This is a genomic window from Labilibaculum sp. (assembly GCF_041595635.1).
GTDB lineage: Bacteria > Bacteroidota > Bacteroidia > Bacteroidales > Marinifilaceae > Labilibaculum.
Genome location: NZ_JBFHJW010000014.1, coordinates 51,147 through 72,471, shown reverse-complemented (window position 1 = coordinate 72,471; position 21,325 = coordinate 51,147). Strand labels below are relative to the sequence as shown.

The following is a 21,325-nucleotide window of genomic DNA, read 5'->3' as shown; positions in this document are numbered from 1 at the left end:
TTCGCGACCTTCCAGAAAGTCGAGCTCCACCAAAAAGTTTACAAAAACATTTTTCAAGTCGAAACGGTTCAGCAAATCAATGGTTGCTTTGGCTGTTCCTCCTGTGGCTAACAAATCGTCGTGCAGTAGCACAACATCATCCGAGTTTAGCGCATCCTTATGAATGTGAATTTCATCTTCGCCATACTCTAACGAATATTTTTCGGAGTAGGTGGGAGCTGGTAATTTTCCAGGCTTGCGAACAGGAACAAATCCAGCGCCTAATTTATAGGCAAGCACAGTTCCTAAAATAAACCCGCGACTTTCCAGTCCAACTACTTTGGTAATTCCTTTGTCTTTATATTGATCGTAAAGAGCGTCAACCAATGTTGCCAAATGAGTAGCATCTTTTAGCATGGTTGTGATGTCTTTAAAAAGAATTCCTTCTTTCGGGAAATCGATTACATCTCTTATCGAATCTTTTGCTTCTTGAAGTTTTACTTCCATTTTATCTCGTTTTTCCAAACCAGGAGTACGAAAATATCCTATTTCATTCTGATTTTCATGCGAAAAGACATGCACAATCAGAAGAAGTGAAATATTCACCCCCTCCTCACTTAATTATTCTACAATTACTAACTTGATATTCTGTGGGATAATTCCGGGTAAAAATAGAAAAGTCTGAGCGAATATTCATTATATATTTGAAAAAACTATTGGCTTCTGTATAAATGAAAAATTATTTGTCAGATCCTTTTATTTTCATTGTTGAACTTAAGTTTAGTTTTTACCTTTGATAAAATTCAATTCAGAAGAAGTATGACTATAAATAATCAAAATCGGGCCGCAGCAATAAAGCTTTTTTACTATCTGCTTATTTTCTTGTACCTCGCACTCACCATTCTTTTTATTTACTTACAAGTAAAACCTCTTTTGACTATTTTGCTGTCAATTACAGCTTTAGTGCTTGTTTCTATCATTTTCTCCCTGCAACTTAAACTCAACTACATTATTTATCAGGAATCCGAAGAAAAAATAATTTTGAGGTATTATCCTTTGCATCCTTTTCATCAGCAATTTAAATCCATCGAGATGAATAAAGTATCTCTTTCTCATTTCGATTTGGAAACGAAATTGTTCGGATTACGTCCGGAAGTAACATTGTATCAACAAACCGATAGAGGTTTGGCCAAGTATCCGTCGGTGAGTATTGTTTCTCTTTCGAAAACGAACCGGCAGAAAATGATTGCTTCCCTACAGAAAGCAATGGCCAAGAAACAGTAAGATATCTTCTTTTGATGGCGTACTAAAAATGGCTACTTCCCGTTATTTATACCTTAATAATATTTCAAGAAATAATAGAATGACTAGAAAAATTAGAATTCAGTTCGCACTTGTATTGGTAGTGCTTTTATTGCCAATTAGCCTGTTGGCTCAGGAGAATGACATGAGATTGTCCATTGGAATTCCCTTGGGGAAATATGGAAAATTCGATCATAATTTTGGAAGTGCTGATGAAAGTAATTCTCCCTCCTTTATTGTGCAGTTGGAGAAAAATTGGAAACCGGATTTTAGTATGGGGGCTTATATTGGCTATTCTGGGCAAAAACAAGAATTTAGTTCCAGTGAGATTAAATACAAATACTATCGTTTTGGTGCGGTTTTAACCTATGAATTAAATAATTGGCTTTCCGATAGGAATATTGCTCCTGCAAATGGTATTGAAATGTATGCCAGCCTTAAAACGGGTTTATCTCTTGAAAATAAAAAGTCGGTAAGTTCGAATTTAGATAGTTCAAATGTTCAGATCTTTTCTTCGAATAAAGACAATGACCTGTTGATTGATTTAGGCGTTTTACTTGGATCCAGATATCATTTTACCGATCAGTTTGGCATTTTTGGTGAATTAGGATGGGGGAATGCTGGATTTTTTACAATTGGTACAACCTTTACTTTATAAATGTTTTGTAAATTATACTCCGTTTGTGAAATTCAATTAACTCATGGAAGAAATTTATAAAATAGCCGTCAGTTTTTTAAATGGAATTGGTCCGGTAAACACGAAGAAAATCATTTCATATACAGGAAGTCTAGAAGGACTTTTTAAGGAGAAAAAGCAAACCCTGCTGAAGATTCCTGGATTAGGACCCGGATTTCTCGATAAATTGGATCGGGAAGCAGCCATTCAGGCAGCAGAAGAAGAACAGAAGTTTATTACTGACAAGAAGATAAAAATTTCTTTTTATCTGGATAAAGAGTATCCGCAAAGACTCTTGAATTGCCCCGATTCGCCTTGCACGCTTTACTATAAAGGAGAAACTAATTTTAATGCTTCCCGAATAATTAGCATTGTAGGTACTCGAAATGCGAGTGAGTATGGTCGTGAACTTTGCAATAAGTTGATAAAAGATCTATCTGAAAAGGAGACAAAAGCCGTTATTATGAGTGGATTGGCTTATGGGATTGATATTTGTGCTCATAAGGCAGCTTTAAGAACCAATTTGCAGACCATTGCTGCAGTGGGGCATGGATTACACATAACTTACCCTTCGCAGCACAGAAGCTATGCCGAGGAGATCATCAACCAGGGAGCTTTGATTAGTGAGTTTACCTCTAAAAGTAAATTTGATCCTAAAAATTTTGTTAGAAGGAATAGAATTATTGCAGGAATGGCAGATGCCACCATTGTTGTAGAATCAGCAGCTAAAGGTGGTTCCTTAGTAACTGCAGATATAGCCAATTCATACAACAGAGATGTTTTTGCTTTTCCGGGAAGAACATACGATAAGAGTTCAATTGGTTGCAATAAATTGATAAAAACCAATCAGGCGCATTTAATCGAAGGGGTTGCTGATTTAGAGTACATATTAGGGTGGGAAAAACAGGCTAAAAAACCTGCCGAGTTTCAGGCAAAATTATTTTTGGATTTATCTTCCGAGGAAGAACTTTTAATTCAATTACTCAAAAAAGAAGGAAATATGCCAATTGATAGCATTTGTTTTCGGACTTTATTGCCCATGAGTAAGGTGTCAAGTTTGCTCCTAAAATTAGAATTCGATGGGCTGATTAAGACGCTTCCTGGAAAAATTTACAGTTTCAATACATGAATTTTATCATTTTTTTATGAATAATGTTGTAGAGCAGGAGGTGTGTATTTCTAAAGGCTAATGAATTAGGGTGTTGTGGCTCACGAAAACGTTGTAAAAAAAACGCCTATTTAATTTGCGATTATGAAAAAATATATACTTTTGAAAGTAAGAATTAGTAATAAAAACATCACATCTAAATTAATTTCATAACATAGTTTGGCATGGAAGCAAAGATTAATGAATTCATGGAAGGCCTAAAGGCCAAAACACCTGGAGAAGCAGAATTCCATCAGGCAGTTCAAGAAGTAGTAGAAACAGTTTGGGATACTTACGATGCAAACCCGAAGTACAAGGCTGCGAAAATTCTTGATAAGATGTGCGAACCAGAACGTACAATTATGTTTAGAGTACCATGGATCAACGATAATGGTGAAGTGGAAATCAATCGCGGTTACCGTGTTGAGTTCAATAGTGCTATCGGACCCTATAAAGGTGGATTGCGTTTTCACCCCTCAGTAACATTAAGTGCATTGAAATTTTTAGGTTTTGAACAAACTTTTAAAAACTCATTAACCACATTGCCTATGGGTGGTGGTAAAGGAGGTTCTGATTTTAATGCAAAAGGAAGATCAGATAATGAAATTATGCGTTTTTGTCAGAGTTTTATGACTGAACTTTGCAAACACATTGGTCCAAATACTGACGTTCCTGCTGGAGATATAGGAGTTGGCGGTCGTGAAATTGGCTACTTATTCGGACAATACAAAAGAATTCGAAATGAGTTTACTGGCGTATTAACTGGTAAAGCTCTTGAGTTTGGAGGTTCTCTGATTCGTCCTGAAGCAACTGGTTTTGGATCTGTGTACTTCGCTCAGCACATGTTGGCTGAAAAGAATGAAACGTTAGAAGGCAAAATTGTTGCTCTTTCGGGTTTTGGGAATGTAACTTGGGGTGCTGCGCTTAAATTAGTTGAGCTGGGTGCTAAAGTGGTTACCATTTCTGGTCCTGATGGATATATTTACGATCAGGAAGGTTTAAACGCTGAGAAGATTGATTATTTATTGGATTTGAGAGCTTCTAATAATGACGTGGTTGCTCCTTATGCTGAAAAATTTGGCGCAAAATTCATTCCAGGTAAAAAACCTTGGGAGTGTAAAGTCGATTTGGCTTTTCCTTGCGCAATTCAAAACGAATTGAATCTCGAAGATGCGAAGTTGTTAGTGGAGAACGGGTGTAAATATGTTGTAGAAACTTCAAATATGGGTTGCACAGCTGATGCTGCTTTTTATTTGGTAGATGCAATGACTTTTGCCCCGGGTAAAGCTGCTAATGCTGGAGGAGTAGCCGTTTCTGGCTTAGAGATGTCGCAAAACTCTATGCGTTTCAATTGGTCTACCGAAGAGGTTGATGAGAAATTGGGACGTATCATGAAAGACATTCATGACACTTGTGTGAAATTTGGAACTGAGAACGGGCACATTAACTATATTAAAGGTGCCAACATTGGTGGCTTTGTAAAAGTGGCTAATGCGATGCTAGCTCAAGGTTGTGTATAAGCATAATATTACCTAATAAAAAAAAGCCGGCTAAGCCGGCTTTTTTTTATTGAGATTCACTCCTTAATATTTTGGCAAGTCTTAAGTCTTTATCTATGTTTGCACAAAATTAGAAAACTATGAAGTTAATTGATACTCATTCGCATATGTATTCCAGCGATTTTGAGGAGGATATAGATGAGGTTATCTCTAGTTGCCGAAAAGTAGATATAGAGAAAATTCTTTTGCCAAATATCGATTCAGAATCAATTCCTAAAATGAATAAATTAGTTCAGCGTTTTCCTGATTTGTGTGTGCCCATGATGGGATTGCATCCAACATCAGTTAAGGAAAATTATCAGGAAGAATTGGCTATTTGCAAGAAATGGCTCGACAAGGCGAGCTTTTGTGCTGTTGGTGAGATTGGTATCGATTTGTATTGGGATAAAAGTCTTTTGAGAGAACAGCAGATCGTTTTTGAGACTCAAATTAATTGGGCTTTGGAAAAAGAACTTCCCGTTGTGATACACGCCAGAGATTCATTTGCTGAAATTTTTGAAATATTAGAAATTTATCGAAATAAAAATCTCAAAGGTGTATTTCATAGTTTTACGGGAAATATCGATCAGGCAAATCATGCAATCGAATTGGGCTTTCTTTTAGGGATTAATGGAATTGTAACATTTAAAAATGCGGGACTCGATAAAACTCTTTCGTCAATTGCCTTGGATAAACTGATGTTGGAAACCGATTCTCCTTATTTAGCTCCTGTTCCTAAAAGAGGAAAAAGAAACGAAAGTTCCTATTTATTGCATGTCGCTAATAAATTATCAGAAATATATCAGGTAGGGCTCGAAAGGGTGGCAGAGGTAACAAGTACAAATGCTGAAAAATTATTCAATATTTAATAGGTAATGGAAAAGAAGAAAACTTCTATCTTAATTATATACACAGGTGGAACAATTGGCATGGTGAACGATCCGGAAACGAGTTCTTTAAAGCCATTTGATTTTGCTCATATTTTGAATCAGGTGCCAGAATTAAATGAGTTTGGCTTTAATTTGGAGTCCATAGCTTTTGATCCTTTGATTGATTCATCCAATTTAAATCCAGCCGTTTGGGTTAAAATTGTTGAAATTATAAAAGAGAATTACAATAAATTTGAAGGTTTTGTGGTTTTGCATGGAACCGACACAATGTCCTATAGTGCTTCGGCTTTGAGTTTTATGCTCGATAACTTGAGTAAGCCTGTGGTGCTTACCGGATCGCAATTGCCAATAGGTACTTTAAGAACCGATGGAAAAGAAAATTTAATTGCAGCCATTGAGATTGCAGCGGCTTATGAAAAAGGAAGAGCAGTAGTGCCAGAAGTTTGTGTACTTTTTGAAAATAAACTTTTTAGAGGCAATCGAACTACTAAGCACAATGCCGAGCATTTCAATGCTTTTCATTCATACAATTATCCTGATTTGGCAAAGATTGGGATTCATATCATTTATAATTACCCTTCGATTCACTATCCGGATTCTGTTTCTGACTTGGAAATAACAACAGTTTTAGATCATAATATCGCAATTTTGAAACTATTCCCTGGCATAAATAAGGCTGTAGTCGATTCGATATTGGGTTGTAAAGGTTTAAAGGCTGTAATCATGGAATCTTATGGAGCAGGAAATGCACCAACGGATAAATGGTTCATTGATGCCATAAAAGCAGCCATTAAAAATGGAATTGTAGTATATAATATAACTCAATGTGCTGCTGGAAGTGTTGAAATGGGTTTGTATGAGACTAGTGTTGAGCTATTAAAAGCAGGCGTTGTAAGTGGTCGCGATATAACCACTGAGGCGGCTGTTACAAAACTGATGTACCTATTGGGTAAAAACCTCGATAGGGAACAAATCAAAATGCTTTTAAATAAATCTCTGAAAGGTGAATTAAGCCAGTAGTTTATTTGTTTTTCACATTTTTTTTGTAATTTGGTGCACTGTTTAGTCTCATCTATATTACATAAGATTTGATTCGAGTGTAGTGCGAAAAACAGATAGGTAAAGACTTTAGTTTATTGAAGAAGGAAGCAACTAAAAACTTAGTTGCGTTAGAGTTCGTAATCGTTTAATTTTGTAAAAAATAATTTCGTTAATTAAAATTTGAAAAACAGACTATGAAAAAGTTATTTGCATTTATAGCAGTTATCGGGATGCTAAGCTTAGGAGCGTCAACAAATCTAATTGCTCAGGATGAGACAGCAGAACAAGCTACCGTAGATACAACGCAAGTTGCTGAGGAGGTTGCTGAGGAAGTTGAAGAAGCAACTCCAGTAATGGAAGAAGAAGTTATTGAAAGTACTTCTTTCCATAAAGTTGTAAAAAAGCAGTTCATCCAAGGTGGTGCAATGTTTATGAGTTTTGTGTTGTTAGCACTTATTTTAGGTTTGGCTCTTTCTATCGAAAGAATCATTTACTTGAATATGTCTACAACAAATACAAAAAAATTGTTTGCTAAGCTTGAGGAAGCATTGAACAATGGTGGTGTTGAAGCAGCAAAAGAAGTTTGTAGAAACACTCGCGGTCCTATCGCTAGTATTTTCTATCAAGGTCTTGATCGTGTGGATGAAGGTATTGAAGTAGTTGAGAAATCAGTTGTTTCTTACGGTTCGGTTCAAATGGGTCTTTTAGAAAAAGGTCTTTCTTGGATTGGTTTGATGATTGGTCTTGCTCCTATGTTAGGATTTATGGGTACAGTAATTGGTATGATTGACGCTTTTGATTCAATTCAATCAATGGGTACTATTTCTCCAGCAGCTGTAGCAGGTGGTATTAAAGTTGCTTTGATTACTACTGTATCTGGTTTGATCGTTGCGATGATTCTACAGGTATTTTATAACTATTGTACTGCAAAAATTGACAGTATTGTAAATAACATGGAAGATGCTTCTATCACTCTTCTTGATATTCTTGTAAAACACAACTTGAAAAAATAATTTTAGACTATGTCAAATACATTGAGTAAATATTTAAATATTCTCACCTATGTAATGATTGGTCTAACAGCAATTTTTGTTGCCATGTTTTACTTAGGAGGAGATTTGCCAGATCAGCCTTATCAAACTCCGGTTTATACTGATGTTTTAATACAGTGGGCAAAAGCATTGTTTTTTGTTTGTGCTGGGTTATCACTACTTTTCCCAATCATTCAATTGATTTCTAATCCTAAAGGTGCGATTAAAGGATTGGCTGGGTTAGTTGTTTTAGGTCTAATTATCCTTCTTGCCTATTTAATGTCAGATGGAACTCTTTTAGATCTTCCTGGTTATACTGGTGTTGATAATAATCCTGCATCATTGCAATTTGCAGATACTGTACTATATACTATGTATATTTTGGGTGTTGGAACGGTTTTATCCATTTTGGTAACCGAAGTATTAAGAAAATTTCGTTAGGTAAATGATCCGAATTTTACATTCGGATCGATATAACTTTAGATTATAATATTATGGCAAGAAAAACACCAGCGATTAATTCGAGTTCGATGGCCGATATTGCATTCTTGTTGTTAATTTTCTTCTTGGTTTCTACAACAATGGATATTGATACGGGTATCTACAAAAAGTTACCTCCAATTCCAGAAGATGAACAATTAGATCAAGATGTTAAGGTAAAACAGCGTAATGTTTTAGCTATTTTGGTTAACCGCAACGATGACTTATTGGTTAATGGAGAAGTTCTTGATATTTCGCAATTGCGCGAAAAAACAAAAGAATTTATCCTGAATCCGTTAAATAAAGCAGACTTACCTGAGAAAAAAACAGCGACAATACCATTTTTTGGTGACGTGCAAGTTTCAAAGGGATTAGTTTCATTGCAAAATGACCGTGGTACAAGTTACAAAATGTACATTAAAGTACAGGATGAACTAGCGGCAGCTTCTCGTGAATTAAAAGATGAGAAAGCTATGCAGAAATGGAATAAAAAGTTTGATGAGTTGAACGATGAGCAGCAAGGCGCTGTAAGGGATTATGTTCCTATGCAGATTTCTGAGGCTGAACCTAAAAATGTGGGAGGAAAAAAATAATGGGAAAATTTAAAAAAGGAGGATCTAAAGAGCTTCCTGAAATTTCGACAGCATCTCTTCCTGATATCGTATTCATGCTTTTATTTTTCTTCATGGTTAGTACAACTATGCGTGAAGTGGAATTGAATGTGGATGTAATGGTTCCCACAGCAAAAGAAATTGTTAAATTAGAGAAGAAGGATCTTGTAAGTAATATTTATGTAGGGGTTCCTATGAAAAAATTTACAAAAACTTACGGTACAGAGCCTAAAATTCAATTGAACGATCAATTTGCTACAGTAGACGACATTCAGTCTTTTATTGCTGCGGAAAGAGAATCAAGAAAAGAAGAACTTCGAAATAAGCTAACAACTTCTCTTAAGGTTGATGAATATACCAAAATGGGTATTATTATCGATATTAAGCAAGAACTTAGAAAAGCAAGTTCGTTAAAGTTGAACTATTCGACACGTGAAGCAGCGGAATAATATTCCATGTTTTCTAGATATTAAAAAGGAGTCCTAATGGACTCCTTTTTTTGTGGTACATTAAGATAGATGTTATTATGCTTGAATTTTCTAAAATAGAAATTCAGAAACTCAAATTTTGAAGGATGGTAATTGGGATGAAAATGTACCTGACCATTGCCTTAAAATAAGTTTGCTTCGAAATGTAATAGTAGGAGGAGATACAAAAATGAAAAAAGCCAATCAATATTATTGATTGGCTTTTGTTGTGACCCGTACAGGATTCAAACCTGTGACCTTCAGAACCGGAATCTGACGTTCTATTCAGCTGAACTAACGGGCCAATTGTGGATGCAAATTTATAAAAATATTTTGTTATGCCTTGCATTCTCATCTATTCCTGAGAACAAATAATTTCAGCCTTTTTTGGTGGACCGATCTAAACCGTTAGTTGCCAATTTTTAATAAAATAAGACTTCGGTTCCAAAGTCCATAAATAATTCCAAACTTTTGTTAATTTTGCGCTTTAATAGCAAGAAATAACCATATTTATCAATAGTATCATGGAGTATAAGTTTAAAGAAATAGAACAAAAGTGGCAAAAGTATTGGATCGATGAGAAAACCTACAAAGTTGAGGTTGATTCGGAAAAACCAAAATTTTACGTTCTTGATATGTTTCCGTATCCTTCAGGAGCTGGATTACATGTTGGGCACCCTCTTGGGTATATTGCTTCCGACATCTATTCTCGATATAAAACTTTAAAAGGCTTTAATGTACTTCATCCAATGGGATACGATGCCTATGGTTTGCCTGCTGAGCAATATGCAATTCAAACAGGACAGCATCCTGCTATTACTACAGAAACAAATATTGCTAGGTATCGTCAGCAATTAGATAAAATAGGCTTCTCATTTGATTGGAATCGCGAGTTGCGAACTTGCGATCCTGAGTACTACAAATGGACACAGTGGGCATTTATTCAAATGTTTAATCATTATTTTAATAATGATACCGAGAAAGCTGAGTCTATTGACTCTTTAATTTCAAAATTTGAGAAATCTGGAAATTCTTCCCTTAATGCGGCTTGTTCTGAAACAGAAGCTTTTTCTGCAGAAGAATGGAACTCGTTCTCTGATAAGCAAAAACAAGAGATTCTTTTAAATTATCGTTTGGCTTATTTAGCTGATACAATGGTAAACTGGTGTCCTAAATTAGGGACTGTTTTAGCAAATGATGAGGTCAAAGATGGAACTTCTGTTCGCGGAGGTCATCCAGTAATTCAAAAGAAAATGCGTCAGTGGTCGCTTCGTGTTTCGGCCTATGCCAAACGTCTTTTAGATGGTATGGAAACTTTAGAGTGGACAGATTCTTTGAAAGAAATTCAGAAAAACTGGATCGGTCGTTCTGTTGGTGCTGAAGTAAATTTTGACGTGAAGGGTTCAGATTGTAAAATGGAGGTGTTCACTACTCGTCCCGATACTATTTTTGGAGTTACTTTTATGGTGTTAGCTCCAGAGAGTGATTTGGTTCAAGAATTGACTACTCCAGAGTGTCAAGCAGATATTGATGCCTATATAGAGGCAACGAAAAAGAGAACTGAAAGAGAGCGTTTGGCCGATGTTAAAACCATTAGTGGAGCTTTTACAGGGGCCTATGCAATAAATCCTTTTACAGGCGAGGAAATTCCTGTTTGGGTGAGTGATTACGTTCTTGCTGGATACGGAACTGGTGCCATTATGGCGGTTCCTGCACATGACAGTAGAGATTACGCTTTTGCAAAACATTTTGATTTGCCAATTATTCAAGTTGTATCAGGTGGTGATATTTCTGAAGAATCTTACGATGCAAAAACTGGTAAGTCAATGAATTCTGATTTTTTGAATGGCCTCGACGTTAAAGATGCGATTGTAAAGGCAAATCAGGAAGTGGAAGCACGTGGTTTAGGTAAGAAAAAAATCAACTATAGATTGAGAGACGCTATTTTCTCTCGTCAAAGATATTGGGGCGAACCATTCCCTGTTTATTTTAAGGATGGAATGCCTCAAATGATGGATTTGGAAGAGCTTCCTTTGGAATTGCCAGAGATTGATAAATACTTGCCAACAGAAAGTGGAGAGCCACCTTTGGGGCGTGCGAAAGATTGGACCACAAAAGACGGTTTTCCTATTGAATTAAACACAATGCCTGGTTTTGCTGGTTCATCAGCATATTATTTGCGTTATATGGATCCTCGTAACAGCGATTCGTTGGTTTCTAAGGAAGCTAATGAATATTGGCAAGATGTTGATTTGTACATTGGAGGAACCGAACATGCTACGGGCCATTTAATTTATTCTCGTTTTTGGAATAAGTTTTTATTTGATATTAAAGAAGTATGTAAGGACGAACCATTCAAAAAACTGATTAATCAGGGAATGATTCAGGGACGTTCGAATTTTGTATATAGAGTTAAAGATTCCAATACATACGTTTCGTATGGTTTGAAAGATAAATACGAAACAACAGATATTCACGTGGATGTAAATATTGTGAAAAATGATCTGCTTGATTTGGAAGCCTTTAGAAATTGGATGCCAGAATACAAAGGTGCTGAATTCATTTTAGAAGATGGTAAATATCATTGTGGGTGGGCGGTTGAAAAAATGTCCAAATCAATGTTTAATGTAGTAAACCCTGATGTGATCGTTGAAGAATATGGGGCTGATACTCTTCGTTTGTATGAAATGTTCTTGGGGCCTTTGGAAGCGCATAAACCATGGGATACCAATGGAATTGATGGAGTACATAAGTTCCTGAGAAAACTATGGAGATTGTTCCATAATGAGGCAAGTGAATTTGAGATTACTACGAATAAGCCAACTAAGGAAGAATTAAAAGTGCTTCATAAAACCATTAAGAAAATTCAAGATGACATTGAACGCTTTTCTTTTAATACATCAATTTCAGCCTTTATGATTTGTGTAAATGAATTGTACACACTAAAGTGTAATAACAAGGCAGTTTTGGAAGATCTATTGGTAACACTAGCGCCATTTGCACCTCATATCTCTGAAGAACTTTGGAAGCTTTGTGGAAATACATGTAGTATTACAAAGGCAAGCTTTCCTGAGTTTAATGAAAGTTTTGTTCAGGAAAATAATCATAAATACCCTGTCTCATTTAATGGCAAAATGAGGTTCATGTTGGATTTGCCAATTAGTATGGGTAAAGATGAAATTGAAGAGGTTGTCCTAGCTCACGAAATTTCGCAAAAATGGATTGATGGGAAAACACCTAAAAAGATCATTATTGTTCCTGGTAAAATCATTAATATCGTAGTTTAAATCAACAAAATAAGCACATTACTTAGAGCTTTAACCTGTTGGGTAAACACCGACAATGGTTAAGCTCTTTTTTTTTAAAAGAAAATGAAAATAAATTATTCAGAAATTCGATCTTTTTTAATCATTACATTAGGATTGACAATTTATAGTTTCGGGTGGACAGCCTTTTTAATTCCATCAGGAATGATAGGTGGTGGTGTAACGGGTATTGGAACTTTAATCTATTATGGAACTGAAAAAGTTATCCCAGTAGGTTATTCCTATTTTATACTTAATGCTATTCTTATTTTAATTGCTCTCAAAATATTAGGGAGTAAATTTGGTGTGAAAACAATATTTGCAATGTTGTTAGGCTCTATTTTACTTTCTACAATGCAGAAAATTTTTACGGCTCCTTTGGTCGATGAAAAATTTATGGCCGCAATTATTGGCGGTGTTCTAAGTGGTACTGGCATTGGATTAACCATATCGCAAGGAGGAAGTTCAGGAGGAACCGATATTATTGCAATGATTATTAATAAATACAGAAACATTAGTCCTGGGCGTATCATACTGTACCTAGATGTTTTTATAATAGCCTCCTCTTATCTGGTTTTCCATGATGTTTCGACCATTGTGTATGGATATGTGGTGATGTCGATTACCTCTTATTCTATCGACATGGTTATTTCGGGATCGAAACAGTCGGCTCAGCTTTTTATCGTTTCTTCGGAGTATGAGAAAATAGCCGACAAAATTGCCAATGAAATGAATAGAGGGGTTTCTATGCTTGATGCGACTGGTTGGTATTCTAAGGAAAGTAAAAAAATTTTAATGGTCGTAGTTCGGAAACATGAGGCTCAAACTATTTTTCGTGTGGTTAAACAAATGGATGAGAAGGCTTTTATATCCATGGGATCGGTGATGGGTGTTTACGGACTTGGTTTTGATGAAATAAGAGCTTAAAATTGTAAGGCATGAAGAATCTATTGGTAAAATTTGATGAGAAATTTGATTTTCAGTCATACTTGATTATTACTTTAGGACTGCTAGTTGGTTCTCTGGCTTGGACTGGCTTTATTATTCCTGCAGAAATTGTGGGTTCTGGTGTTGGGGGAATTGCAACAATGATTTACTACCTAACAGGTTTTAAAGTTGGTTATAGTGTTTTTCTTATTAATTCAGTTTTTCTTCTTATATCCTTTAAAATTTTGGGCTTTGGCTTTGGAATCAAAACCATTTATGGAATTACGATTCTTTCGTTTTTTCTGTGGTTGTTTCAATCCCTAATTCAAGAACCATTGGTTTCCGATCGGTTTATGTGTGCTATTATTGGAGGAATACTTGCAGGAGCAAGTGCTGGCATAATTTTATCCCGAGGAGGAAGTACTGGAGGAACAGATATTCTCGCAATGATCATTAATAAGTACAAGAATTACAGTCCAGGTCAATTGCTTCTAACCATTGATGTGATCATTATTTCTTCTTCGTATTTTTTGGAGCGCTCTATAGAGCAAGTAGTGTATGGTTTTGTGACTATGGGTGTTAGTGCCTATTGTGTCGATCTGATTATTGAAGGAAGTAAGCAATCTGTGCAAATCTTTATTTTTACTCAAAAGCCTGATGAAATCAGAAAAGAAGTTGTTTATACCCTTGATCAGGGGATAACAGTACTTAGTGGTACTGGTGGATACAGCGAAAAAGAAGTGAAAGTATTGATGCTGTTGGCACGAAAAAGAGAAGCTCAAGCCATTTTAAATATGATTAAGTTGATCGATCCTGATGCGTTTATTTCTATGGGAAGTGTTATGGGGGTTTACGGCAAAGGTTTTGATAAGATTAAATCCTAATTTCTTAAAAAAGATTAAAAGCTATGGTCTTGGGCTTGCATTAGTTGTTTGACTATAAAAACAGTTATACCTTTAGGCTTCTAAAATTTATATGTCTACTATGAGAAAAATCTTTAACCTAAAGACTTTATTGATTGCATTGGCTGTTTTATTGGGCTTGTTCGCCATAAAATGGTTCTCAAAACAGAAACAAAATCAAAGTATATCGCAGGAAACTGTTGTTATGGATACAACAGAAAAGGAGCAAGTGCACCTTAAATATGGATTTCCTATTGATGAGTTTCAGGTGGAAACTAATGCAGTGAAAAGAAATCATAGTTTGTCAACCATACTAAGACAGTACGATGTTAGTTATGGAACGATTGATCAAATTGCAAAGAAAGCAAAAACGGTATTTAATGTTCGAAAAATTAAATCAGGACACGAATATTCGGTCCTTTTTACAAAGGATAGTATAAAAACACCTGAGTATTTTATTTATGAGAATACTCCGGTTGAATATATCGTTTTTGATTTGCGCGATACTTTAAATGTTTTTAAAGGCGAGAAAGAAATTGAAGTTCGTCGTAAGCAGGTGAAAGGGAGTATTGAGTCTTCTTTGTGGAATGCTATGGTTGTGGCCAATTCAGATCCATTGCTCTCTATAGAGCTGTCTGATATTTATGCTTGGACTATTGATTTTTTCGGAATAGGTAAAGGAGATCAGTTTAATATTATATATGAAGAATCGTATGTTGATGATCAACCGATTCATGAGATTAAAGTAATTGCAGCTAATTTCATCCATCACAACACAAATAATTACGCTTTTACCTTTGTTGAGGGAGATAAAGAAGGCTATTTTGATGAGCTAGGAAAGAGTTTGCAAAAGGCATTTTTAAAAGCTCCTCTTCGCTATTCGAGAATCAGTTCTAAGTTTTCTAATAATAGATATCATCCAGTTTTAAAAAGATATCGGGCACACCATGGTGTCGATTACGCCGCGCCTACCGGAACTCCTGTTCATACTATTGGCGATGGAGTGGTTACAAAAAAGGGCTATCAGAAAAATGGTGGTGGTAACTACATTAGTGTAAAACACAATAGTGTTTATTCAACTACCTATATGCACCTTTCAAGGTTTGCAAAAGGAATTAAAGCAGGTGTTAGATTAAAACAAGGCGAAACCATTGGATATGTAGGAGCAACAGGATTAGCTACAGGTCCTCACCTCGATTTTAGAGTGTATAAAAATGGAACTGCAATTAATCCTTTGAATTTAAAATCACCTCCAGTATCGCCTGTAAAAGAGGAAAATGAGGCAAGGTATAAAATTGAAATGGAAAAATTGATGAATGAACTAAATCCACCAGAAGCAATTACCTTAGAGTAATTGCTCAATTATTTTAGGGTAGAATTCGTATTCTAATTGGTGTATTTTTTCTGCCACATCTATCGCAGTATCAGTGGTTTCAATGTTGCATTTTATCTGGAATACAATTTTACCTTCATCGTAGTTCTCATTAATCATGTGTATGGTTATTCCGCTTTCTTTCTCCTTATTTTTAATTACAGCTTCATGAACTTTCATTCCGTACATGCCTTTTCCACCATATTTTGGCAAAAGAGCAGGGTGAATATTTACAATGGAGTTGGGATATTTACGCAGTAAATTAAGTGGAAGTAGCCAAAGAAATCCTGCTAAAACGATAAAATCGACCTTTTTTTCAGCTAAAAAATTAATAATTTCATCGGTTTCTTTAAATTCTGATTTCGAAAATACTAAAGTGGGAATATTTAGGCGTTTCGCTCTGGAAAGTACAAAGGCACTGGGGTTGTTCGATAGAATTGCGGAAATTTCGAATTCTGGTTTCCCCTTGAAATAATTGGCAATATTTTCGGCATTACTGCCTGATCCTGAGGCAAATATGGCTAGTCTTTTCATCTTTTTTGTTCATGTGTAACGAAAACATACAAATATATGCAAAAGGCATTTCGCAGGGAAATAATTTCGCAGAAAAGGAAAAAGAATTACCTTTGACCGCGACTTTGTGAAATAAATTTGAATTTTTTAGAGTAAATTTATTTCTTTGCACAGTTGAAAATTAATTAGTTTAAATATTTAATCACTTAAAATTTTAAAGTTATGTCTGATATTGCATCTAGAGTAAAAGCTATCATAGTTGATAAGTTGGGTGTGGACGAAACTGAGGTAACACTTGAGGCTAGTTTCACTAACGATCTTGGAGCTGATTCATTGGATACAGTTGAGCTAATCATGGAATTCGAAAAAGAATTCAATATCGCTATTCCTGATGATCAAGCAGAAAACATTGGTACTGTAGGTGACGCTATTTCTTACATTGGAGAAAACGCTAAGTAATTATTAACCAGAACCTTTTTTATGGAATTTAGAAGAGTAGTAGTAACTGGGCTTGGAACAATTAACCCAATAGGTAATTCTGTTGCCGAATTTTGGGATAATTTGGAGAACGGAGTGGGAGGATCAGGAATGATCACTCATTTTGATGCTTCAAAGTTCAAAACTCAGTTTGCTTGCGAAGTTAAAAATTTCGTGCCTACCGATCATTTCGATCGCAAGGAAGTTCGAAAATTAGATTTGTACGCACAGTATGCTTTGGTTGCGACTAAACAAGCTATTGAGGATTCAAATCTGGATCTTGAGTCGGAAGATTTAACAAAGGCTGGAGTAATCTGGGGTTCTGGTATTGGCGGAATTAAAACTTTCTTAGATGAAGTAACAGGATATGCAAACGGGGATGGAACTCCTCGTTTCTCTCCTTTCTTCATTCCTAAGATGATTTCTGACATTGCCGCTGGTCATATTTCTATGAAATATGGATTCCAAGGACCTAATTACGGTACTGTTTCGGCATGCGCTTCGGCTTCACATGCTATGATTGATGCAATGAACTATATCCGTTTGGGTAAAGCTAATATCTTTATCACAGGAGGTTCAGAAGCAGCGATTAACGAAGCAGGCTTGGGTGGATTTAATTCTATGCAGGCATTGTCTACAAACAACGCAGAGTATAAAACGGCATCTCGTCCTTTCTGTAAAACTCGTGACGGTTTTGTTATGGGTGAAGGAAGTGGCAGCTTAATTCTAGAAGAATATGAGCACGCTAAAAAACGAGGAGCAAAAATTTATGCTGAAATTGTTGGTGGAGGAATGTCTGGTGATGCTTACCACCTAACAGCAACTCATCCGGAAGGAAGAGGAGCTATTAATGCTATGAAAATGGCACTAGAAGATGCTGGATTAACACCAGCTGATATTGATTATGTAAATGTTCATGGAACATCAACACCTATTGGTGATATTCCAGAAACAAAAGCAATTCAAACTGTTTTTGGTGAACATGCTTATAAATTGAACATTAGTTCTACTAAGTCAATGACTGGTCACTTGCTTGGCGCAGCAGGATCTGTAGAAGCAATTGCCTGTATTTTGGCAATGCAAAATCAAACAGTTCCTCCTACAATTAATTTTAGTGAGCCAGATCCAAACATTGATCAAAAACTAAACCTTACACTTCACAAAGCCCAGAAGCGCGAAATTCGTGCAGCTTTGAGTAATACATTTGGGTTTGGTGGTCACAATGCATCGGTAATTTTCAAACCATTTACTGAATAATTTGTGGTAAAGTCTATATTTCGATCCATAAAACTTTTTTTCTACCCTGAAAGGGAGTTTTATGGATTGTTTTTTGATTCCTTAGGAATTGAACCTATAAATTCAGATTTGTATGAATTGGCTTTCATACATAAATCTGCTACCATCAAAAAAAAAGGATACGGCTTCAATAATGAACGTCTCGAATACCTCGGAGATGCAATTTTGGGTGCTGTAATTGCTGATATCCTCTACAAATACTTTCCCAATCAAGATGAGGGATTCTTAACCCAAATAAGATCCAAGATTGTTAGCCGGGAATCTCTGAATAAATTAGCTGTTAAAATAGAACTTGATAAGCAAGTTGTTTCTAATGTGAACTTGAATAATAACAAACACATTTATGGAGATGCTTTTGAGGCTTTTATTGGTGCCATTTATCTTGATCAAGGCTACGATAGAACTCGAAAATTTATTGAGAATAAAATTTTTCGAGATTATATTAATTTGGAAGAAGTGGTTACTGTTGAAACCAACTTTAAGAGCAAATTGATTGAATGGGCTCAAAAAAATAAAAAAGACATCTATTTTGATACTCACGATGGAGGAGTTGATAAGGAATTGCGTTTGCCTTTGTTTATGTCCGAAGTTGAGGTTGAGGAGGTAAAAATGGGAAGAGGAAAAGGAACCTCGAAAAAGGAGGCTCAGCAAAATGCTGCTCAGGAAGCTCTTACTCGAATTAGAGAAGAAGAACTTGCTTCCTAATATTCAAATTAAATTGTGCATCACTTACAATGGTATCTAAAATCATTTAAGTTGTGATGGACTTTTGAGAACAAAGGAATTTCATAATTTAGCTCTCTCTTGGGCATAAAAAAAGGACGGTAACCACAACCGCCCTTTATCTAACTATTAACCAAAATTTTTAATCAAGGAGACCGCTTCTTATAGATTCGTTCTCCAACGGCAAATATAGTATCAAATTATTAATTTCAAAGTCGCTTTAGTAAATAATTAGCGAATAATGGTCTTTTTTGCCTAAAATATTGTAAATACAAATGAGTCGATAGTCATGTTTGTGTTTGACTTCTTGATCTTTATTAGAACTCTCGTTTAAACTTGTGTTAAAGATTGTTAAGCCATTATGGCTACGGATGGATTTTTCTATATTTGTAGTTATGAATCAAAAATATATTTGGCTTGTAACAATAGTGCTCTGTACATCCTTATTTGGATTGATTTTGGTGCAGATAAACTTTTTTCAATCGGCATCTAAGATTAAGGAAGAGCAGTTGGCGCTTACTGTAAGTAAGGCATTAGATCAGGTTGTTTCAGAGTTAGAAAGAGCCGAAAAAGAACAAATTATTTTGGAAGGTGATTTGTCTACCTTTACCAATGGAACAGCTATAAGCTCAAATAGTTCTGGTTTTAGTATCAATATTCCTATGGATTCGAGTCATGAAAAAGCAAAATTAAGCTTCTATTCAGAGAACAAAGAATACAATATAGGGGAAGGTTATCTTAATCCAGAAGGATTATCGGGTTTATCTAAAATGCAGTCGCAGTTTAATAAAACATTAAAATCGGGAAATTCTCGATATGCTATTACTATTGCAGGGCAATTAGCCAATTCTCGTCTCTCACTGAGTGAAAGAATTAAAATGGATAAATTGCCACAATTAATTCAAGAGAAATTGCGTGATAATGGCATTAAAATGAATTTTGAATATGCTGTAAAATCAAACAATAAATTTGAGAAACGATCAAAACGTTATTTTAGAAATCCCTCCTTCGAAAAATATAGCAAACAGCTATTTCCAAATGATTTCTTTGCCAGTTCAAACTTTTTGTATATTTATTTTCCAGGGCAACAAAGATATATGGTACAGTCCTATTCTATGTTGTTCCCATCTTTCATATTAACTTTGGTGTTAATTCTTTCTAGTGCATTTACGATATTTATTATTTTTCGCCAGAAAAGATTATCGAATATTAAGAATGATTTCATTAATAATATGACTCATGAATTTAAAACACCCATAGCAACAATATCGCTAGCTTCGCAGATGTTGAAAGATAATACCGTTACCACAACGGCTTCTACTCGCGATCATATTGCTAAGATAATTAATGATGAAAGTAGACGATTGACTTATCAGGTGGAAAAAGTATTGCAAATGGCCGTTTTTAATGAGGTGAGAATGAAGCTGAAATTAAAGACTGTTAGTGTTCATAAAATAATTCAAAATTTATTGCCTAACTTTACCATACGTGTGGAAGATAAAAAGGGGAATATGTATCAAAATATTGATGCGGAGAATGATTTAGTGATGGCTGATGAGGTGCATTTAAGTAATGTTTTTGCCAATTTATTGGATAATGCCATTAAATATTGTAAAGATATTCCTGAAATTAGTATTAGTACAAGAAATAAAAATAAAGGTATCGTTATTGCTATTACTGATAATGGTATTGGAATCACAAAAGAAGATCAAAAAATGATATTTGAACGTTTTTATCGGGTACATACCGGAAATGTTCACGATGTTAAAGGATTTGGTTTGGGATTATCTTACGTGAAAAAAATTACGGATGCCCACAATGGACAAGTTAGCGTAGATAGTATACCTGGAAAAGGAACCAAATTCGAAATATATCTTCCCTTAAAAAAATAGATACATATGGAACAGGTTAAAATTTTATTAGCAGAAGATGATGCTAATTTAGGGCTTTTACTAAAAGAATATTTGGTTGCCAAAGGATACAATACAACTCTTTGTGAAGATGGTGACAAAGCTTACGATGAATTTTTAAAGAACCCATATGATCTAGGTATTTTTGATATCATGATGCCACATAGGGACGGATTTACCTTAGCCAAAGATGTTCGTTTAATCAATAGCGAGATTCCTATCATTTTCTTGACTGCAAAATCGATGAAAGAAGATGTTTTAGAAGGTTTCAAACTAGGTGCGGACGATTATATGACCAAACCGTTTAGTATGGAAGAATTGTTGGTTCGTATTGAAGCTGTATTGCGTAGAACTTCAGGAGTTAAAAGCGAAAATACTCAAGAGGAATTCAAGCTGGGTCGATTTTTATTCGATTCAAAGAAACAGTTTTTAAAAGATGGTGATGATACTATCAAATTAACAACCAAAGAATCGGAATTGTTGAAACTTCTTTGTAATAATGTAAATAAAGTGCTTGAGCGTAATTTGGCTCTTAGAACGATCTGGTCTGACGATAATTATTTTAATGCCAGAAGTATGGATGTTTACATTACTAAGCTTAGAAAGCATTTAAAACCAGAACCAGGCATTGAAATCATTAATGTTCATGGACGTGGATATAAGTTGATCATGTAATGTTTAACTCACACAAAAAAACGCTGATCAATTTGATCGGCGTTTTTTTGTGTGGTAATTAAG

General features: G+C 35.3%; 21 protein-coding genes and 1 tRNA gene. 19 read left to right on the top strand and 3 right to left on the bottom strand.

The features are described from left to right. Positions 1 to 585, bottom strand: a 585-nt coding sequence (locus ABYT26_RS06365; protein WP_372752057.1) for an adenine phosphoribosyltransferase, incomplete at its 3' end; no start/stop codon positions are given. Between the two features lie 213 nt (positions 586 to 798). On the opposite strand from ABYT26_RS06365, the gene ABYT26_RS06360 reads away from it, so the two are divergent. The 10 genes from ABYT26_RS06360 to ABYT26_RS06315 all read left to right on the top strand — a co-directional run bounded on the left by ABYT26_RS06360 (position 799) and on the right by ABYT26_RS06315 (position 9,144). Continuing rightward, entirely contained in the window at positions 799 to 1,263 is a 465-nt protein-coding gene (locus ABYT26_RS06360) for a hypothetical protein (protein ID WP_372752056.1), read from the top strand. A gap of 79 nt (positions 1,264 to 1,342) precedes the next feature. Beyond that, positions 1,343 to 1,939 (top strand): hypothetical protein, encoded by a 597-nt coding sequence (locus tag ABYT26_RS06355; RefSeq protein WP_372752055.1) that lies wholly within the window; start codon positions 1,343 to 1,345, stop codon positions 1,937 to 1,939. Between the two features lie 43 nt (positions 1,940 to 1,982). After that, a complete protein-coding gene (gene dprA, locus ABYT26_RS06350) occupies positions 1,983 to 3,086 on the top strand; it encodes a DNA-processing protein DprA (protein WP_372752054.1) in 1,104 nt (367 codons plus the stop codon). A gap of 203 nt (positions 3,087 to 3,289) precedes the next feature. Further along, the gene (gene gdhA / locus ABYT26_RS06345) at positions 3,290 to 4,624 is read left to right on the top strand and encodes an NADP-specific glutamate dehydrogenase (protein WP_372752053.1); all 1,335 of its coding nucleotides are present in this window, start codon (positions 3,290 to 3,292) and stop codon (positions 4,622 to 4,624) included. A gap of 119 nt (positions 4,625 to 4,743) precedes the next feature. Next, positions 4,744 to 5,511, top strand: a complete 768-nt coding sequence (locus ABYT26_RS06340) for a TatD family hydrolase (protein WP_372752052.1) — start codon at positions 4,744 to 4,746, stop codon at positions 5,509 to 5,511. A gap of 6 nt (positions 5,512 to 5,517) precedes the next feature. After that, positions 5,518 to 6,552: an asparaginase gene (locus tag ABYT26_RS06335; RefSeq protein ID WP_372752051.1), complete on the top strand. Its 1,035-nt coding sequence runs from the start codon at positions 5,518 to 5,520 to the stop codon at positions 6,550 to 6,552. A 215-nt stretch (positions 6,553 to 6,767) separates the two neighbouring features. Continuing rightward, positions 6,768 to 7,586, top strand: a complete 819-nt coding sequence (locus tag ABYT26_RS06330; RefSeq protein WP_372752050.1) for a MotA/TolQ/ExbB proton channel family protein — start codon at positions 6,768 to 6,770, stop codon at positions 7,584 to 7,586. A 9-nt stretch (positions 7,587 to 7,595) separates the two neighbouring features. Then, entirely contained in the window at positions 7,596 to 8,045 is a 450-nt protein-coding gene (locus ABYT26_RS06325) for a hypothetical protein (protein ID WP_372752049.1), read from the top strand. 53 nt (positions 8,046 to 8,098) lie between these two features. Next, positions 8,099 to 8,677 carry an ExbD/TolR family protein gene (locus ABYT26_RS06320; RefSeq protein WP_372752048.1) on the top strand — a complete coding sequence of 193 codons (579 nt, stop codon included), beginning with the start codon at positions 8,099 to 8,101 and terminating at the stop codon, positions 8,675 to 8,677. Further along, positions 8,677 to 9,144 carry an ExbD/TolR family protein gene (locus ABYT26_RS06315; protein ID WP_372752047.1) on the top strand — a complete coding sequence of 156 codons (468 nt, stop codon included), beginning with the start codon at positions 8,677 to 8,679 and terminating at the stop codon, positions 9,142 to 9,144. The genes ABYT26_RS06320 and ABYT26_RS06315 overlap by 1 nt, the downstream gene beginning before the upstream one ends. A 248-nt stretch (positions 9,145 to 9,392) precedes the next feature. On the opposite strand, the gene ABYT26_RS06310 is transcribed toward ABYT26_RS06315, so the two are convergent. Further along, positions 9,393 to 9,466 (bottom strand) — tRNA-Arg (locus tag ABYT26_RS06310). Between the two features lie 220 nt (positions 9,467 to 9,686). Between ABYT26_RS06310 and leuS the strand changes: the two genes are divergently transcribed. The 4 genes from leuS to ABYT26_RS06290 all read left to right on the top strand — a co-directional run bounded on the left by leuS (position 9,687) and on the right by ABYT26_RS06290 (position 15,650). Further along, positions 9,687 to 12,449 (top strand): leucine--tRNA ligase, encoded by a 2,763-nt coding sequence (gene leuS / locus ABYT26_RS06305; RefSeq protein WP_372752046.1) that lies wholly within the window; start codon positions 9,687 to 9,689, stop codon positions 12,447 to 12,449. Positions 12,450 to 12,533: 84 nt separating this feature from the next. Then, on the top strand, positions 12,534 to 13,394 hold the full coding sequence (locus ABYT26_RS06300) for a YitT family protein (RefSeq protein WP_372752045.1): 861 nt from the start codon (positions 12,534 to 12,536) through the stop codon (positions 13,392 to 13,394). 11 nt (positions 13,395 to 13,405) lie between these two features. Continuing rightward, complete coding sequence (locus ABYT26_RS06295; protein WP_372752044.1) at positions 13,406 to 14,278, top strand: YitT family protein; 873 nt, start codon at positions 13,406 to 13,408, stop codon at positions 14,276 to 14,278. A 100-nt stretch (positions 14,279 to 14,378) separates the two neighbouring features. Beyond that, a complete protein-coding gene (locus tag ABYT26_RS06290; RefSeq protein WP_372752043.1) occupies positions 14,379 to 15,650 on the top strand; it encodes a peptidoglycan DD-metalloendopeptidase family protein in 1,272 nt (423 codons plus the stop codon). Here the strand turns inward: ABYT26_RS06290 and ABYT26_RS06285 are convergent. Then, positions 15,642 to 16,202, bottom strand: a complete 561-nt coding sequence (locus ABYT26_RS06285) for a phosphoribosylglycinamide formyltransferase (RefSeq protein WP_372752042.1) — start codon at positions 16,200 to 16,202, stop codon at positions 15,642 to 15,644. The genes ABYT26_RS06290 and ABYT26_RS06285 overlap by 9 nt on opposite strands. A 201-nt stretch (positions 16,203 to 16,403) precedes the next feature. Here ABYT26_RS06285 and ABYT26_RS06280 point away from each other — a divergent pair, with 201 nt between their 5' ends. The 5 genes from ABYT26_RS06280 to ABYT26_RS06260 all read left to right on the top strand — a co-directional run bounded on the left by ABYT26_RS06280 (position 16,404) and on the right by ABYT26_RS06260 (position 21,262). After that, entirely contained in the window at positions 16,404 to 16,640 is a 237-nt protein-coding gene (locus ABYT26_RS06280; RefSeq protein ID WP_096429419.1) for an acyl carrier protein, read from the top strand. A 21-nt stretch (positions 16,641 to 16,661) separates the two neighbouring features. After that, a complete protein-coding gene (gene fabF / locus ABYT26_RS06275; RefSeq protein WP_372752041.1) occupies positions 16,662 to 17,915 on the top strand; it encodes a beta-ketoacyl-ACP synthase II in 1,254 nt (417 codons plus the stop codon). Positions 17,916 to 17,918: 3 nt separating this feature from the next. Continuing rightward, entirely contained in the window at positions 17,919 to 18,659 is a 741-nt protein-coding gene (gene rnc, locus ABYT26_RS06270) for a ribonuclease III (protein ID WP_372752040.1), read from the top strand. A gap of 413 nt (positions 18,660 to 19,072) precedes the next feature. Further along, positions 19,073 to 20,569: a sensor histidine kinase gene (locus ABYT26_RS06265; protein ID WP_372752039.1), complete on the top strand. Its 1,497-nt coding sequence runs from the start codon at positions 19,073 to 19,075 to the stop codon at positions 20,567 to 20,569. 6 nt (positions 20,570 to 20,575) lie between these two features. Continuing rightward, on the top strand, positions 20,576 to 21,262 hold the full coding sequence (locus tag ABYT26_RS06260) for a response regulator transcription factor (protein ID WP_372752038.1): 687 nt from the start codon (positions 20,576 to 20,578) through the stop codon (positions 21,260 to 21,262). The last annotated feature ends 63 nt before the right edge of the window (positions 21,263 to 21,325 follow it).

Excerpts from the sequence above, each read along its gene's own strand:
- ABYT26_RS06325 (WP_372752049.1), top strand. The coding sequence starts at position 7,596 with ATGTCAAATACATTGAGTAAATATTTAAATATTCTCACCTATGTAATG.
- ABYT26_RS06290 (WP_372752043.1), top strand. The coding sequence starts at position 14,379 with ATGAGAAAAATCTTTAACCTAAAGACTTTATTGATTGCATTGGCTGTT.
- ABYT26_RS06335 (WP_372752051.1), top strand. The coding sequence starts at position 5,518 with ATGGAAAAGAAGAAAACTTCTATCTTAATTATATACACAGGTGGAACA.
- ABYT26_RS06285 (WP_372752042.1), bottom strand. The coding sequence starts at position 16,202 with ATGAAAAGACTAGCCATATTTGCCTCAGGATCAGGCAGTAATGCCGAA.
- ABYT26_RS06330 (WP_372752050.1), top strand. The coding sequence starts at position 6,768 with ATGAAAAAGTTATTTGCATTTATAGCAGTTATCGGGATGCTAAGCTTA.
- leuS (WP_372752046.1), top strand. The coding sequence starts at position 9,687 with ATGGAGTATAAGTTTAAAGAAATAGAACAAAAGTGGCAAAAGTATTGG.
- ABYT26_RS06260 (WP_372752038.1), top strand. The coding sequence starts at position 20,576 with ATGGAACAGGTTAAAATTTTATTAGCAGAAGATGATGCTAATTTAGGG.
- ABYT26_RS06360 (WP_372752056.1), top strand. The coding sequence starts at position 799 with ATGACTATAAATAATCAAAATCGGGCCGCAGCAATAAAGCTTTTTTAC.
- ABYT26_RS06340 (WP_372752052.1), top strand. The coding sequence starts at position 4,744 with ATGAAGTTAATTGATACTCATTCGCATATGTATTCCAGCGATTTTGAG.
- ABYT26_RS06315 (WP_372752047.1), top strand. The coding sequence starts at position 8,677 with ATGGGAAAATTTAAAAAAGGAGGATCTAAAGAGCTTCCTGAAATTTCG.
- dprA (WP_372752054.1), top strand. The coding sequence starts at position 1,983 with ATGGAAGAAATTTATAAAATAGCCGTCAGTTTTTTAAATGGAATTGGT.
- ABYT26_RS06295 (WP_372752044.1), top strand. The coding sequence starts at position 13,406 with ATGAAGAATCTATTGGTAAAATTTGATGAGAAATTTGATTTTCAGTCA.
- fabF (WP_372752041.1), top strand. The coding sequence starts at position 16,662 with ATGGAATTTAGAAGAGTAGTAGTAACTGGGCTTGGAACAATTAACCCA.
- ABYT26_RS06280 (WP_096429419.1), top strand. The coding sequence starts at position 16,404 with ATGTCTGATATTGCATCTAGAGTAAAAGCTATCATAGTTGATAAGTTG.
- ABYT26_RS06355 (WP_372752055.1), top strand. The coding sequence starts at position 1,343 with ATGACTAGAAAAATTAGAATTCAGTTCGCACTTGTATTGGTAGTGCTT.
- ABYT26_RS06320 (WP_372752048.1), top strand. The coding sequence starts at position 8,099 with ATGGCAAGAAAAACACCAGCGATTAATTCGAGTTCGATGGCCGATATT.
- ABYT26_RS06265 (WP_372752039.1), top strand. The coding sequence starts at position 19,073 with ATGAATCAAAAATATATTTGGCTTGTAACAATAGTGCTCTGTACATCC.
- ABYT26_RS06300 (WP_372752045.1), top strand. The coding sequence starts at position 12,534 with ATGAAAATAAATTATTCAGAAATTCGATCTTTTTTAATCATTACATTA.
- gdhA (WP_372752053.1), top strand. The coding sequence starts at position 3,290 with ATGGAAGCAAAGATTAATGAATTCATGGAAGGCCTAAAGGCCAAAACA.